This window comes from Lentzea kentuckyensis (assembly GCF_002150765.1).
GTDB classification, from domain to species: Bacteria; Actinomycetota; Actinomycetes; order Mycobacteriales; family Pseudonocardiaceae; genus Lentzea; species Lentzea kentuckyensis.
Window position 1 is genome coordinate 246,825 of record NZ_MUYM01000015.1, and the last position, 13,889, is coordinate 260,713.

15 protein-coding genes and 1 pseudogene are annotated in these 13,889 nt (G+C 70.4%); 7 read left to right on the forward strand and 9 right to left on the reverse strand.

The window, feature by feature from the left end; all coding sequences use genetic code 11:
• Positions 1–29: 29 nt before the first annotated feature.
• Entirely contained in the window at positions 30–695 is a 666-nt protein-coding gene (locus B0F77_RS09500) for a 3'(2'),5'-bisphosphate nucleotidase CysQ (RefSeq protein ID WP_086662426.1), read from the reverse strand.
• 72 nt (positions 696–767) lie between these two features.
• On the opposite strand from B0F77_RS09500, the gene B0F77_RS09505 reads away from it, so the two are divergent.
• Positions 768–1,397, forward strand: a complete 630-nt coding sequence (locus tag B0F77_RS09505; protein ID WP_086662427.1) for a TetR/AcrR family transcriptional regulator — start codon at positions 768–770, stop codon at positions 1,395–1,397.
• On the opposite strand, the gene B0F77_RS09510 is transcribed toward B0F77_RS09505, so the two are convergent.
• From B0F77_RS09510 to B0F77_RS09540, 7 genes are all read right to left on the reverse strand, one after another.
• Positions 1,384–2,025 carry a hypothetical protein gene (locus B0F77_RS09510; protein WP_086662428.1) on the reverse strand — a complete coding sequence of 214 codons (642 nt, stop codon included), beginning with the start codon at positions 2,023–2,025 and terminating at the stop codon, positions 1,384–1,386. The genes B0F77_RS09505 and B0F77_RS09510 overlap by 14 nt on opposite strands.
• Before the next feature lie 78 nt (positions 2,026–2,103).
• The gene (locus B0F77_RS09515; protein WP_086662429.1) at positions 2,104–2,631 is read right to left on the reverse strand and encodes a cysteine dioxygenase family protein; all 528 of its coding nucleotides are present in this window, start codon (positions 2,629–2,631) and stop codon (positions 2,104–2,106) included.
• 16 nt (positions 2,632–2,647) lie between these two features.
• Entirely contained in the window at positions 2,648–3,643 is a 996-nt protein-coding gene (locus B0F77_RS09520) for a YeiH family protein (protein ID WP_086662430.1), read from the reverse strand.
• Between the two features lie 76 nt (positions 3,644–3,719).
• Positions 3,720–4,622: a LysR family transcriptional regulator gene (locus B0F77_RS09525; protein ID WP_211293731.1), complete on the reverse strand. Its 903-nt coding sequence runs from the start codon at positions 4,620–4,622 to the stop codon at positions 3,720–3,722.
• Between the two features lie 82 nt (positions 4,623–4,704).
• A complete protein-coding gene (locus tag B0F77_RS09530; protein ID WP_245847913.1) occupies positions 4,705–6,420 on the reverse strand; it encodes a S8 family peptidase in 1,716 nt (571 codons plus the stop codon).
• Positions 6,421–6,562: 142 nt separating this feature from the next.
• Positions 6,563–7,639: an alpha/beta hydrolase gene (locus B0F77_RS09535; RefSeq protein WP_086662433.1), complete on the reverse strand. Its 1,077-nt coding sequence runs from the start codon at positions 7,637–7,639 to the stop codon at positions 6,563–6,565.
• A gap of 103 nt (positions 7,640–7,742) precedes the next feature.
• A complete protein-coding gene (locus tag B0F77_RS09540) occupies positions 7,743–9,479 on the reverse strand; it encodes an AfsR/SARP family transcriptional regulator (RefSeq protein WP_143466653.1) in 1,737 nt (578 codons plus the stop codon).
• A 149-nt stretch (positions 9,480–9,628) separates the two neighbouring features.
• On the opposite strand from B0F77_RS09540, the gene B0F77_RS47010 reads away from it, so the two are divergent.
• The 6 genes from B0F77_RS47010 to B0F77_RS09565 all read left to right on the forward strand — a co-directional run bounded on the left by B0F77_RS47010 (position 9,629) and on the right by B0F77_RS09565 (position 13,774).
• Positions 9,629–9,835 (forward strand): hypothetical protein, encoded by a 207-nt coding sequence (locus tag B0F77_RS47010; protein WP_143466654.1) that lies wholly within the window; start codon positions 9,629–9,631, stop codon positions 9,833–9,835.
• Between the two features lie 72 nt (positions 9,836–9,907).
• Positions 9,908–10,414 (forward strand): TlpA family protein disulfide reductase, encoded by a 507-nt coding sequence (locus B0F77_RS09545; RefSeq protein WP_086662435.1) that lies wholly within the window; start codon positions 9,908–9,910, stop codon positions 10,412–10,414.
• A complete protein-coding gene (locus tag B0F77_RS09550; protein ID WP_086662436.1) occupies positions 10,411–12,234 on the forward strand; it encodes an ABC transporter ATP-binding protein in 1,824 nt (607 codons plus the stop codon). The genes B0F77_RS09545 and B0F77_RS09550 overlap by 4 nt, the downstream gene beginning before the upstream one ends.
• A gap of 133 nt (positions 12,235–12,367) precedes the next feature.
• Positions 12,368–12,790: a S26 family signal peptidase gene (locus tag B0F77_RS09555; RefSeq protein ID WP_086662437.1), complete on the forward strand. Its 423-nt coding sequence runs from the start codon at positions 12,368–12,370 to the stop codon at positions 12,788–12,790.
• 4 nt (positions 12,791–12,794) lie between these two features.
• A complete protein-coding gene (locus B0F77_RS09560) occupies positions 12,795–13,316 on the forward strand; it encodes a MauE/DoxX family redox-associated membrane protein (protein ID WP_143466655.1) in 522 nt (173 codons plus the stop codon).
• Positions 13,317–13,384: 68 nt separating this feature from the next.
• Positions 13,385–13,774, forward strand: a complete 390-nt coding sequence (locus tag B0F77_RS09565) for a hypothetical protein (RefSeq protein WP_245847914.1) — start codon at positions 13,385–13,387, stop codon at positions 13,772–13,774.
• On the opposite strand, the pseudogene B0F77_RS50835 reads toward B0F77_RS09565, so the two are convergent.
• Positions 13,774–13,866 (reverse strand): annotated as a pseudogene (locus tag B0F77_RS50835) (IS982 family transposase); the annotation flags it as partial. The gene B0F77_RS09565 and the pseudogene B0F77_RS50835 sit on opposite strands and share 1 nt — an antisense overlap.
• Between the last annotated feature and the right edge of the window lie 23 nt (positions 13,867–13,889).

Sequence of the window (13,889 nt, forward strand, 5' to 3'; positions counted from 1 at the left end):
GCTGTCGGCTTCGAGCTGGTCCAGGTCGTTCACGTGATCACCCCCGCGAGCTCGGGCCGGCAGATCAGGAGATCCGGCAGCCACGGATCGGGCTGGTTGTAGACGAGCGGCCGCCCGTCCACGCGTGAGGTGTGCAGCCCGGCCGCGCGGGCCACGTAGACCGGCGCGGCGGAATCCCACTCGTACATCCCGCCCGCGTGCAGGTAGGCGTCGGCTTCACCGCGCACGACGGCCATCGTCTTCGCACCCGCGCTGCCCATGGGCACCAGTACACCGCCCAGTGCTTCCGCGACCCGTTGCGCGAACGCGGGCGGACGGGTGCGGCTGACCACGATCCTCGGGCGGCGGTGCGAAACCCTTGCCGTGTGCGACAAAGCCGGTACCGCGACCGCTCCCGCGACGAGCTCGCCGCGTTCCCACAGCGCCACGTGCACGGCCCAGTCGGTGCGGCCGGGTTCGGCGTACTCGCGACTGCCGTCGAGCGGATCGATGATCCACACCCGGTCGGCGGACAGCCTGCGGTGATCGTCCGGCGCCTCCTCGGACAGCACCGCGTCGTCCGGCCGGTGCTCTTCCAGTTGTGCGGCAAGGAAGTCCTGCGCGACCCGGTCGCCGTCGCCTGGTCGCACGCTGATCAGCAACCGGCCCGTCTCGTTCGCCAAGCGTCTCGCCAACTGACCGTCGGTCTCCGCCATGCGAACGACTGTAGGGCCAAACCGAACAACGTTCAATATACTTCTGAACGTTGTTCAAAGTAGAGTCGAGGCGTGAGCACCGAACATGCCAATGTGAACAACACAGCTTGGGGTGACGCGGAAGGCCGGCGACGCGACATCCTGTCGTCCGCCGAGCTGATCCTCGAGGAGCAGGGCTACGCGGGCCTGACCATGCGCGCGATCGCGGTGGGGGCCGGCGTCAGCTCCGGCACCGTGTACCAGTACTTCTCCGGCAAGGAGGACGTGTTCGCGGCGTTGATGGAACGCCGCCTGGACGAGCTGCAGCGCACGCTCGCGACGGTTGACCGCGGCCTCGGCATCGCCGGTGTGCTGCGCGAGATCGAGCCCCAGGTCACCGAGCTGTGGCGGCGGTTCGGCCGGTCGGCCGCGCAGTGGGAGGCGAAGGTGCTCTCCGGCGGCCGTCGCGGCAAGGAGATAGCAGGGTCCGCGCAGGACTACCGCAAGACGATCAAGGCCCTCGGCCGGGCGTTGCGGGAGACCGCGGAGAGGAGCGAGCAGGTGCTGATCGACGACCCGGCGCTGCCGCACTGGGTGTGGGACTCGCTGATCGGGCTGGCGGACGACCTGTTGCTGCAGGGTGCGCGGAGCAACAGGGTCAAGCCCGCCGCGCTGATCGAGTTCGCGACCGGGGCGATCGAGCGGGGGATCATTTCCCGCTGACGAGCGAGTCGAGCGTGGCGTTGCCGTGCTCGCCGCAGTGCTTGCGGGACGCGTCGAGGGTGGCCGGTTTGTTCGCTTCGTCCTCTCTGCCGGCCTGACCGAAGAGCCGTCTCAGCAGTTCGGCCTGCTCGTCCAAGCCGACGCGGAGGAAGTCGCTGCAGGTCGAACGGACGGTGAGCCGGCCGTCCTGCGGCATCAGGTCGATCGGACCGAGGATGAACAGGAACGCGATGATGATCGCGAGGCCGCCCGCGATGAACGCCCCGCTGGAGGAGCTCTTGCGCGGTGCGAGCCACGCCTCGGCCTGTTCCACGAACGGCTCGACCGGGCTGAGTTCGGTGTCGACCCAGAACTCGAAGTTGTCGCTGCCCGTCACGTCGAACTGGACGTGACCTGCGGCGATCAGGATGCGCACGACCTCCTTGCGCGCGAACGACCCCGTCCAGAACGGCTCCGGCCGCACCAGGACCAGCCGGTCTGCCAGCAGGAACACCACGTCGCGCTCGCCGCGGGCGAGCCGCTCGGTCTGGCCCGGCTGCACGACGGTGCCCGCCAGCCGTGCCAGCACCAGGTCGCGTTCGTGCTCGTCGAGGGCCTGGGCGGCCGTCGACCACAGATCGGGTTCCACGTCCCTGCTATCGCTGCGGCACCGGACGTTGGTTAGCAACCGGAACCGATGTTCGTCCCTTTGGCGCTCAAACGTTGTCTAACACTGGACCGGGAGGTCGTACCGGCGCCGGATGCTGGTGCCGAGCAGGCCGATGTCGGCGCCGTACACGTGGATCGAGATCGAGGCCGAGTTCGAGCTGTTGCACACCTTGTGGATGTCTCCGGGCGGCACCAGGTACGTCGCCACGCCCTGCGGAGTTCGGTTGGTGCGCAGCTGAACCAGGCGGTCGCCAACAAGCTGATAGGTGGTCTCTTCTTCTTCGCCGACGTACGTGCCCACGACGCACCACGACACGTGGTCGTGGATGCACGTTTCCTGACCCGGCAGCCACACGAGGGCAACGACCGAGAAGCTGCCGTCGGGTTCCACGTGCAGGACGTGCTGGCGGTAGTGGTCGGGGTCGGGCTCGCGGTGTTCGGCGTCGAGCAGCCGCGGGTCGGAGAGATGCCTGGTCAGAGCCTTGGTCACGCGTGCGGCGACGGCGTGGTCGGCACCGCCGGCGGTCACCGCCGCGCGGATGTCGCCGACCAGAAGTGCCGCGGTGGGGGAGAGCAGACGAGGCATGGGGTCACTCCTTCGCTCACATGATCAACAATGCTCCGGAGAGTGCGACCGCGGCGATCAGGACCGTGGAAAGCAGGCCGAGCGTCAACGCGGGCAGACCGGAGCGAACGAGAGAACGCAGGCGCACGGCCGTGCCGAGCGCGAACATGCCGGCGGCGAGCAGCAGGTTGTCCGCGAACGTCGCGGCCGACAGCACGACGTCCGGCAGGAGATCGGTGGCGCGCACGGCCGCCGCGGCGAGGAATCCCACGACGAACAACGGCACGATCGGCGGACGCTTGCCCGCGTCCGGGAACCGCCGGCGTTCGGCGATGCTCACCGCGGCGAGCATCGGTGCCAGCAGCACGACCCTGGTCAGCTTCACCGCCACGGCGATGGCGAGCGCGCCGGTGACCGGTCCGGCGGCGGCGACCACCTGGGCCACCTCGTGCACGCTGCCACCAGCCCACACGCCGTACCCGGCGGGGGACAGGCCGGTGAGCGGGAACAACGCCGGCAGGCTGAACATCGCGACGGTGCCGAACAGGGTGACCAGACCGAGCGCCCTGGCGACGTCCTCCTCGTCCTGCTCGCGCACGCCGTTCATCGCCGCCACGGCCGACGCGCCGCAGATCGAGAACCCGGTGGCGATCAGCAACGACAGCCCCTCGCTCACCCCGAGCACCCGGCCGAGCCAGCGGGTCACGGCGAACGTCACCACCACGGCGGCGACGGCCACCGCCAGCACGCCGTAGCCGAGCGCCAGCACGTCCCGCACGACCAGCTTCAGCCCGAGCAGCACGATGCCGATCCGCAGCAGCCGGCGTCCGGCGAGCTTGATGCCGGGGGCGAGCGACGGCGGGAGCGTGACGACGTTGGCCACGACGGCGCCGAGCAGCACCGCGGCGGTCAGCGCGCTGACCGAGGGCAGCAGCCAGGAGATGATCATCGCGACGACCACGCCGCCGGCGACCACGGTCAGGCCGGGTACCGGAGAGTCGGTCGCGCGCGCAGTTGTCCTGATGCTGCCCATATGAGACACCATGACCGCGTTGACCTATGCGCAGAAGATGGCCATTGCTTGGCGGGTCATAAGCCGCCGTTATAGGTCAGGTGTCGGCGGCGGCGGTGATCAGCGCGTCCACGGTCGCGCGCACGATCGGCAGGCGGATCAGGTCCGGCCAGGTGTAGAGGGCGGTCTGCCGGTGCGCGCACGCCTCGACGTCGACCGTCGTCAGGCCGGGATGCCGCAGGTAGGACAGCACGAGCCGCGGCACCAGCGCGATGCCCAGCCCTGCGCTGACCAGGCTCTGGATCGCCAGGTTGTCGTCGGTGGAACAGGTGATGTCCGGCGTGAAGCCCGCCTCGGCGCAGGCCTGGTCGAGGGCGTGCCGGCACCGGGGACACCCGGCGATCCAGCGTTCGGTCTCGGTCTCGGCCATCGACACCCGGTCGCGGCCGGCCAGGCGATGTCCGGCGGGCACGAGCAACGCGAGTGGTTCCTGCATCAGCGGCACCCGCAGCATGCCCGCGACCGCGTTCTCGTCCTGCGGCTCGCCCTCGTAGCTGAAGCTGATCAGCAGGTCGGTCGCACCGCGCCGGAGCAGCGAGAACGAGTCGGGCGGCTCACCCTCGACGAGTTCGAGCCGCAGGTGCGGGCGTTCTTTGGCGAGGATCGCGGCCGCGGCCGGCACCAGCGACACCGTCGCGCTGGGGAACGCGCAGATGCGGATGGTGCCGATGTCGTGCGTCGCGATCGCGCTGATCTGCTGGTGGGTCGCCGCCAGCTCGTCGAGCAACGCGGTGCCGCGCTCGGCGAGGATGCGACCGGCCTCGGTGAGGGTCAGCCCGCGGCCCGTGCGCACGAACAACGGGCCGCCGAACTGCCGTTCCAGTGCCCGCATCTGCTGGCTGACCGCGGGCTGGCTGCAGTGCAACTCCCGCGCGGCGGCGCTGAACGACCCGGTCCTCGCAACCGTCGCAAACACCTCAAGCTGACGCGTATCGAGCACTTTCGCACTGTATACATCGCTGCCATGAACGGCGCTTTTGTGGACTCCAGGTCCACAAAAGCGCCGTTCATGGCGAGCCGTTCTAGAAGGTCAGCTTCCAGGACTTGATGTAGCCGATGTCGGAGGAGGCCGCGTCACGCACCTGCAGCTTCCAGACGCCGTTCGCGATCTCGCTGGACGCGTTGACCGTGAAGGTCTGCACGATGTTGTCCGCGCTGCCACCCGAGCGGTTGCTCAGCGAGTACGCCGTGCCGTCCGGGGCGATCAGGTCGACGACCAGGTCCCCGCGGTAGGGGTGCTGGATGTCCACGCCGACCTTGAGCGTGGCCGGGGCGTTGCCCGTGACGCCGGTGACCGTGATCGAGCTGGTCACGGCCGGGGCGTTGTCCGGGATGTCCACGCGGGTGGTGTTCTCGAACGTCTTGCCGGGAGGCGTGCCGGTGCCGACCGCTTCGAGCGCGTCGACGCGTCCCTCGCCGAAGAAGTTGTTCTTGGCGGTGGTGCCGGCGCACCGGCTGTCGGTGCAGCTCAGGTCGTCGGCCTGGGTGGCGAGCAGCTGGCGCAGCTGGGCCGGGGTGGCCGTGGGGTTGGTCGACTTGAGCAGCGCGGCCACGCCCGCGACGTGCGGGGAGGCCATCGAGGTGCCCTGCAACGAGGCGTACTTGCCGCCGGGCACGGTCGAGTAGACGGCGTCACCGGGCGCCGCGACGCTGATCTTGTCGGTGCCGTAGTTGGAGTACGAGGACTTGCCGTTGGCCGAGGTGATCGCCGAGACCACGACCATGCCGGGAAGCTCGGTCGGCACGCTCAGGCAGGAGTTGGTGATGTTGCGCTGCACCGGCGTGGAGTCGTTGGGGCTCGTGGTGTCGCGGGTCTTGTTCGCGAGGTTGTAGTTCTCGTTGCCCGCCGCGGCGACGTTCAGCACGCCCTTGCCCTCGGCGTAGGCCACGGCTCGCTTCACGCCCTCCAGGATGGCGTCCTGGTCGGCGTTGTCCGGGCAGTTGAACAGCCACGGGTCGGTGTAGTAGCTGTTGTTGGTCACCGCGAACCCGTGGTCACCGGCCCAAACCATGGCGCAGATGGTGTTCTCGGGGAAGAACAGCGTGGTCCCCGGCTCCGCGATGCGCACCGCGGCGATCTGCACGCCCGGCGCCACGCCGACCGCGCCCTTTCCGTTCTTGGCCGCGGCGATCGTGCCGGCGACGTGCGTGCCGTGCTTGTCGACGTCCCGCCACGCGCCGGCGCGGTTGTCGACCTTGCCGTAGGCGCACGACGCGGAGTCAGCCGCCTTGAAGTTCGGCTGGAGGTCTCCGTGCTGGTCGTCGACACCGGTGTCCAGGACGCCGACCGTGACGGTCGGCGAGCCGGGGTTGATCGCCCACGCCTTGTCCGCGCCGATCTGGCTCATGTCCGTGCGCACCGGCTCGGTCGAGGGCAGAGTCGACTGGGCGGGCGCATCGGGGATCGCCGGGTTGTAGGCCGCGGCGGGGACGTCCGAGGTGCGGCTCGCGCCGACCTTCTGCACTCCGGCAACGGTCCGCATCTTGCTCGCGAAGTCCGTGGCGCTGGAGTGCGCGACGATGACGCCGATCGCGTCGTAGCTGCTGAACACCGTGCCCGCGTTGCTCGTGATGGCCGTCTTGGCGCCCGAGGTGTCGTTCGGCGCGGTGATGACCAGGTAGGCGCGCGTACCCGCGGCAGGCGCCGCGGCGGCGGGGGTGGCCGCCGTCAGCACACCGGCGCCCACGGCCGCGGCGATGACCGCGGTCCGCAGGCGTGATCGTGATCCCAGGAACACGATTCCTCCAACTCCCTAGCGGGCGATGCCCGCGCACGTCGCGCGGGTGCAGGGGCCCGTCACGGCATTAGAGGAGGTCAGGACGGATTCGGGACGCGTGGTTTCAGAAATGCTCTGTTCGGCTCACGTCGAACGTCGCATGTCAGGCGTGGTGCCGGGTGATCAGTCCGACGAAGTGGTTCATGTCCGCCTGCACGCACGCCTCGTCCGCGTGCTTGCCGGTGCAGCCGGGAGCCCACCCGCTGCCGTCGCCGTAGTCCGAGAAGTGGAACGGGACGCCGGCGGCGGTGAGGTTCGCGGCGGTCACCAGCGCGGTCTCCCTGGCCCGGTTCTCGAGCACCGCCTGGATCGGGTTGACGGTCAGGTCGCCGCCGTTGCCCGTGTACAGCGCGACGCCCATCCCGCGCAGCGAAGCGACGTGCTGTGCCGGGCTCTGCTCGTTCCAGACGCCGTCGAACGGCCAGATCGGCGGTCCGAAGATCGCGTCGGCGCCGACCGCCGGGCTGCCGGAGCCGGGGTTCATCTCGCTGGCGACGACGGCGGCGCGCACCTCGGAGTTGCGCAGGTCGAGGCCGCCGGAGAAGCTGCCCGCGTAGCTGAACAGGTCGGGCCGGTGCTCGGCGTAGTGCAACGCCCCGAAGCCGCCCATCGAGTGCCCGACGATCGCGCGGCCCTTCCTGGTCGCGGTGGTGCGCAGGTTCGCGTCCACGAACGGGATCACCTGCTCCAGGTGGAAGGTCTCCCAGTTCTGCGGGCCGGCCGCGCCGGGGTTGACCCAGTTCGAGTACCAGCCGCGCCCGCTGCCGTTGGGCTGCACGGTGATCAGCGGAACGCCGCGTGTCGCGTTCTCGACGACGCGCTGGTTCCACTGCGCGTCGGGACGGTCGGGGTGGCCGTGCAGGTAGTACTGCACCGGGTAGCGGGCGGTCTGGTCGTACTGCTCGGGCAGGGTGACGACGATGGCGTGCCTGCCGGGCTCCTGGCCGTCCATCAGCGTGGGCGTCGGCACCTGGTTCGTGGACACGCTGAAGACGAACGTGCGGTGGTTGTCGTCGACCCACCTCGGCTGGCTCGTCACGGTCAGACCGAACCCGTCGGCGAGTCGCGGCGGCGCGTCCTCCGAGGCTTTCGCGTGCTGGTTGGACAACGCCGTCGCGGCGGTCAGGGCGGCGATCAGGCAGGCTCCGCGTTGTCGCGCGGTCCGGAATCGGCTCGTCATGGAAACTCCCCCTCGGTTGCGGTACCGCGATCATGGCGTCCGGCCGGATCGGGGTACCAGGCCACCCGACCGGCCATCGATGGCCGGGTGGCCTCACCAGGCATCACCGCAGCACAGCGACCCTCGTGGCCTGTTCCGCGGCGAACAGGCGCATGAGTCCCGGCAGCCGGTAGGTGTCGCCGTCACCCCACTCCGCGAGACCGAGGTCGACCAGCCGGTCGAGCGCCGCCTCGGTCTCCAGCACGTCCGCGCCGAGCAGGGCGGCCACGGTGGCGGCGTCGCACAGCTCGTACCGGCCGAGGACCCGGAACGCCCCGGCGGAGAGGGGATCGGTCACCGAGCCGAACGCGGTGGCGCAGGCGGCGCGCACCGACTCGCCGCCGAAGCTCAGTTCGTCGAGCCGGCGTTCGCGCGGTGCCAGCCGGTGGGCCAGCCACGACAGCGGCCGTGCCGGGCGGTGCGTGAGGATGGTGCCGGCGATGTGCAGCGCGAGTGGAATGCCGTGGCAGTACTGGACGATCTGGGCCGCGGCGGCCGGTTCCTGTTCCGCCCGCGGGACCAGCCGGGTGAGCAGTTCCAGCCCGTCGTCGTCGGACAGCGGGCCGAGCCGGAGGTGTTCGGCGCCGTCCAGCAGCAACGGACCGCGGCTGGTGATCAGCATCGCGCACGGGCCGGTCGCGGGCAGCAGGTCGCGCAACGGTGCCGGGTCGGTCGCGCCGTCGAGCACCACCAGCACCGCGCGGTCCGCCAGCCTGGACCGCAACAGCGCGGTGGCCTCGTCCAGCGCGTGCGGCACGTCGGAAACGCCGAGGTGTCGCAGCAGCCGGTGCGGCACGCGCGTCGCCTGACGGAGGTCGACGTAGAGCTGGCCGTCGGGGAACACCGGGGCGGCGCGGTAGGCGGCGGCCAGAGCCAGCGCGCTCTTGCCGACGCCGCACGGGCCGTGCACCACGGCCACGGTGGGGGCGTCGCGCGCCAGCATCGCCTGCAGCCGCGCCACTTCGGGCTCACGGCCGGCGAACGACCGGCAGGGCGCCGGCAGCTCTTTCGGGGCGGGGAACATCGGGGTAGCGCGCACGGTGACGGCGGCGGACAGCCCCGGATCGCGGTCGAGCACCGCCTGGTGCAGTTTGACGAGCTCCGGCGAGGGCTCCAGGCCGAGCCGGTCGGCGACCACCCCGCGGTAGTCGGTGTAGACGGCGAGGGCTCCGGCCAGGTCGCCCGACCGGTACAACGCGGTCACCAGGTGCGCCCGCGGCCGTTCCCGCAACGGGTGTTCCGCGACGAACTCGCGCAGCGGCGTGATCAGCTCGCGGTGTTCACCGAGCCCCAGTCGTGCGTCGAAGTGGTCCTCGGTCACCGCCAGCCGCAGTTCCTCGACCGGCGCGATCGACGCGGCCAGCGCGGCACAGCCGGCCAGGTCCTCGAGGACCGCGCCCCGGCACGCCGACAGCGCCTCGCCGAGATGCCGCGCCGCGGTCGCGTGATCACCGCGGGCCAGCGCCGCCCTGCCCGCGTCAGCGCGTTCGGTGAACAGGTGCAGGTCCAGCTCACCCGGTCGCAGCACGAGCTCGTAGCCCGCCTGCCGTCCGGCGATGCGCTGCCCGCCGTCGGGCAGCACCTGCCGCAGCCGGTTGGCGTACGTGCGCAGGTTCGCCACCGCGGACATCGGTGGCTCGTCGGCCCACAGCGCGCGGACCAGCCTGCGGATCGGCACCGTGCGGCCCGGGTTGAGCAGCAGCGCGGCGAGCAGAAGGCGTTGTTTGAGCGAGCCGAGCGCGACACTCGTGCCGCAGGCACGCACCTCGATTCTGCCCAGAACCCTGAACTCGACTGACACGCCGCTGATCCTGGCTGTGGCCGCTGACACACCGCCGACACGGCATACACGGCCGCGTGTATCCGCGCTGGTCGTCTCCGTGTACGCGGCGTTCCTACGTTGGCGCCATCGACGCCACCCGGCGTGGAGGAAGTGAGGGAGCGCGACACATGCGCAAGACGTTGGAGTCGCTGAGCGACAAGCTGCTCGGCATGTTCGTGGCCAAGGTCGACGTGGGCGCGGCCTGCCCGCCCGACCCGTACTACAAGCACTGCTACTGCCGTGAGCGCAGTGACTTCCGCCGCCGCTGTTCGACCAACGGCGCGTGCCGGGAAATCTGTGGTCCCTGCGTGGTCTTCCGGACCTGCGGCGCGTGACCTGATGCCGTGAGCGGCACCCCTTGCCGCTCACGGCACTCTCCCGTTCCCCTCTAGCTTCGGAGACTTCCCATGTCAGTGCTGACCGCCGCGGTCGTGGTCGTCGGAATCCTGTGCGTGCTGGACCTGTTGCTGAGCTTCGGCATCATCCGGCGGTTGCGTGAGCAGAACGAGGCCCTGCGCGACCTGCGGGAGAAGCAGGCGGCGGCCGAACCGGACATCATGGCGCCCGCCGGCTCCGCGATCGAACTGTCCGATGTGGACGTTGCCGGCGCGCTGGTCGGCTTCTTCTCGCCCGGCTGCGAACCCTGCAAGGAGCGCATGCCCCAGTTCATCGAGTACGCGACCGGCCACCGCGGCAAGGTGATCGCGATCGCCGCCGGTCCCGCCGAGGAGGTCGCCGACATGGTCGTGCGACTCGGCGAGGTGGCCGAGGTCGTCGTCGAGGAGATGGGCGGCCCGCTGCACAACGCCTTCGGCACCACCGGTTATCCGGCGGTGTGCCTGGTCTCCGACGACTCGACGGTGGTGGCGAGCGGCTGGGAGATGTCCGCGCTGCCGGTTCTCGCGTCGAGGTGACCGACCTCCGCGCCCGCCGGGTGTTGTCGCTCCTGGTCAGCGCTTTCCGCCTGACTTCGACGGCCGCGCCCGCGGGCACACCTCTGTACGCCGTGCTCTGCCTGCTCGGCGGTGTGGTGCCGCTGGCGGCGGCGTGGTGCACCAAGGTCCTGCTGGACGGCCTCGCGGCGGGTGGCGGCTGGGCGGCGCTGGTGCCGTGGGCGGTCGGGCTGGCGGTGACGGGTCTGGTCAGCGGCCTGCTCCCGGTCGCGACGGAGTACCTCAAGCAACGGCTGGACCGCGCCGTCGCGGTGGTGACGATGGACCGGCTGTACCAGGCGATGGGCCGCCTCACCGGCCTGGCGCGGATGGAGGACCCGCGGTTCCGCGACAAGCTCCAGCTCGCGCAGCAGACCGGCCGCAGCGGTCCCGGCCAGCTCGTCGACGACGGACTGGGCGCGGTGCAGGCGGCCGTGACGACCGGCGGGTTCCTCGGCACGTTGCTGGTGCTGAACCCCGGCATGGCGGTGGTCGTGCTGCTCGCCGCCGTGCCCGCGCTGATCGCCCACCTGCGGCTGAGCCGGGCGCGCGCCGAGGTGCTGTGGTCGATCACCCCCGCCGAGCGCCGGGAGGTGTTCTACGCGGAACTGCTGTCGAGCCTCGACGCGGCGAAGGAGCTGCGGCTTCTGGGTCTCGGCGACCTGTTCCGGCGTCGCATGCTCGTGGAACTGACCGCCGCACATGCCGTCGTGGCGGGCCAGGACCGTCGTGACGCGCGCGTTCGCGGCCTGCTCGCCGGCCTGACCGCGCTGGTGTCGGCGCTGGGACTGGTCTGGACGGTGTGGCTCGCCGCCGCGGGTTCGCTGTCGATCGGTGACGTCGCGATGTTCGTCGCCGCCGTCGCCGGAGTGCAGGGCGCGTCGCAGAGCCTGGTGCACAACCTCGCCTCCGCGCACCACTCGGTGTTGTTGTTCCACCACTACCAGGAGATCGAGTCGCAACCGCCGGACCTTCCCGATGGCGATCGTCCTGTTCCCGCACTGCGGCAGGGCATCGAGCTGCGCAACGTGTGGTTCCGTTACGCCGACGACCAGCCGTGGGTGCTGTGCGGGGTGAACCTGACGATCCCGCACGGAAGTTCGCTCGCCCTGGTCGGGCTGAACGGCGCGGGGAAGTCGACGATCGTCAAGCTGCTGTGCCGCTTCTACGACCCCTGCCGTGGCGCGATCCTGTGGGACGGCGTGGACCTGCGGTCGTTCGCCGCCGACGATCTGCGCGCCCGCATCGGCGCGGTGTTCCAGGACTACATGCGCTACGACCTCAGCGCCGCCGAGAACATCGGCCTGGGCGACGTGTCCTCAATGGACGATCGCGCGCGGGTCGTCTCCGCCGCGGAACGAGCCGGCGCGCACGACGTGGTGACGGCGTTGCCCCGCGGCTACGACACGTTGCTGTCGCGCATGTTCTTCGACGAGGCCGACCGCGAGGACCCGGAGACCGGCGTGCTGCTCTCCGGCGGCCAGTGGCAACGACTCGCGCTGGCGCGGGCGTTCCTGCGCGACCGCAGGGACCTGATGATCCTGGACGAACCGAGTTCCGGGCTGGACGCGCAGGCCGAGCACGAGGTGCACAGCAGTCTGCGCCGCCACCGCGAGGGCGCGACGAGCGTGCTGATCTCGCACCGGCTGGGCGCGGTCCGCGACGCGGGTGTGATCGCGGTGCTCACCGGCGGCCAGGTCTCGGAACTGGGCACGCACGACGAACTGCTGGCTCTCGAAGGCGACTACGCGCGGCTCTTCCGGCTGCAGGCTTCGGGATACGACGAGGTGGTGGCCAGGTGAGTGGTGCGGCGGTTGTCGTTGGCGGGTCGGTGGCTCGGGCGGTAGGGGGATGAGTCTTGTGTCAGTTGTTGTTGCTACCGCAGTTGTAACAGTTGCGGCTGTTGCGACTGCTGTTGGCGGGATTGGGACCTGGATGATCTGGGTGGTGCCGGTCGTGGCCGTGGTCGCACTGGTGGCCTGGCTGCTCGTGTTGCGCAGCCGGTTGCTCGTGGTGACGGTGCACGGCGTGAGCATGGAACCGACCTACCGCTCCGGCGACCGGCTGCTGGTGCGGCGGGCCGGGCTGAACCGCGTGCGCGCAGGGCAGGTCGTGGTGGTGCGGGTGGACGGCGCCGCGCCGGACGACCCGACGGGTGGCCGCATGGTCAAGCGCGCGGTGGCGGTGCCGGGTGATCCCGTGCCACCGCAGATCCCCGTGCCCGGCCCGCGGGTGCCCGTGGACAGCCTGCTGGTGCTCGGCGACAACCCCGCGCGCAGCAACGACTCCCGGCGCCTGGGCTATCTCACCGCGGACGCGCTGATCGGCGTGGTGCTCCGCCCGATCGGGCCGAGGTGACGTGATGCTGAGCACGAGTGCGGTAGTCCTGTGTGGACTCGTCCTGCTGGTGTCCGCGGTGAGCAAGGTGCGCGGCAGGTCCGACTACGCCGAGTTCGTCGCATCGGTCCCGGCCTTCGGGATCCCGGCGCGGTGGACGAGCCTGTTCGCGGTGCTGACGGTGGTGGCGGAGTTCGTGATCGCCTTGCTGCTGCTCGCATCCCTGGTCATCGGCTCGCCCGTGCCCGGGCTGCTGCTGGCCGCGGGCATGTTCGCTGTGCTGACCGCCGCGGTGTGGCGCGCGGTGGCACGGCAGTCCGGCGCGGTGTGCCGGTGCTTCGGCCGCGCCCGCACCAAGCTCACGCACCGGCACGTCGTGCGCAACGCCTTCCTGCTGGCCACGGCGGCCGGCGGGCTGGCACTGTCCGTTGTGGACGCTGTGGCGAGCCCCGCCGCGGTCGTGCTCGCGGCGGGGGTCGGTGTGGTGGGCGCGGTTCTGGTGGTGCGGTTCGACGACCTCGCCGATCTGGTCGCCGGCCCGGTTTAGCCGCAGCGACGGGCGGCACCGCCGTAAAAACCTGTTGGTAAAGAGAGTGAGGATTGTGCATGTTCCGCATGAAGCATGTTCTGCCTGTCGCGGTCGGCGCTGTCGCCTGTGTCGCCCTGGTGCAGACCCCGGCGAACGCCATCGGGTCCTACCAGTTCGCGAACGCGTCGAACAACCGGGGATACGGGGCGTTCAACAGCGTTGACAACAACAAGTTCAAGGTCGCGGACACCAGGGCCGACGGCTACAGCATGGTGCTTCGCATCAAGTTCCCCGGCCGCGATGAGCTCACGTCGTGCGACGACCGGAACGGCGCGAACAACGGTGAGGAGTTTTGCCGGATCTCCAACATTCCTCACCGGACCGCGTTCAAGTTCAAGGCCTGTGCGAAGGACTTCAGCGGCGAGCTTCCCGGATGGATCGACTGCTCCGGGTGGATCGACGACGTGACCTCGTAGCCGGTGCGCCTTGTTCTGGCCTGACCACCGAAGGTCTGGTTGATCGACTCGACGGTCTGGCGCAGCGGCTTGAACAGTCGCGCGCCAGGCCGCCTTGGCGGAATCGTTGCCCGCC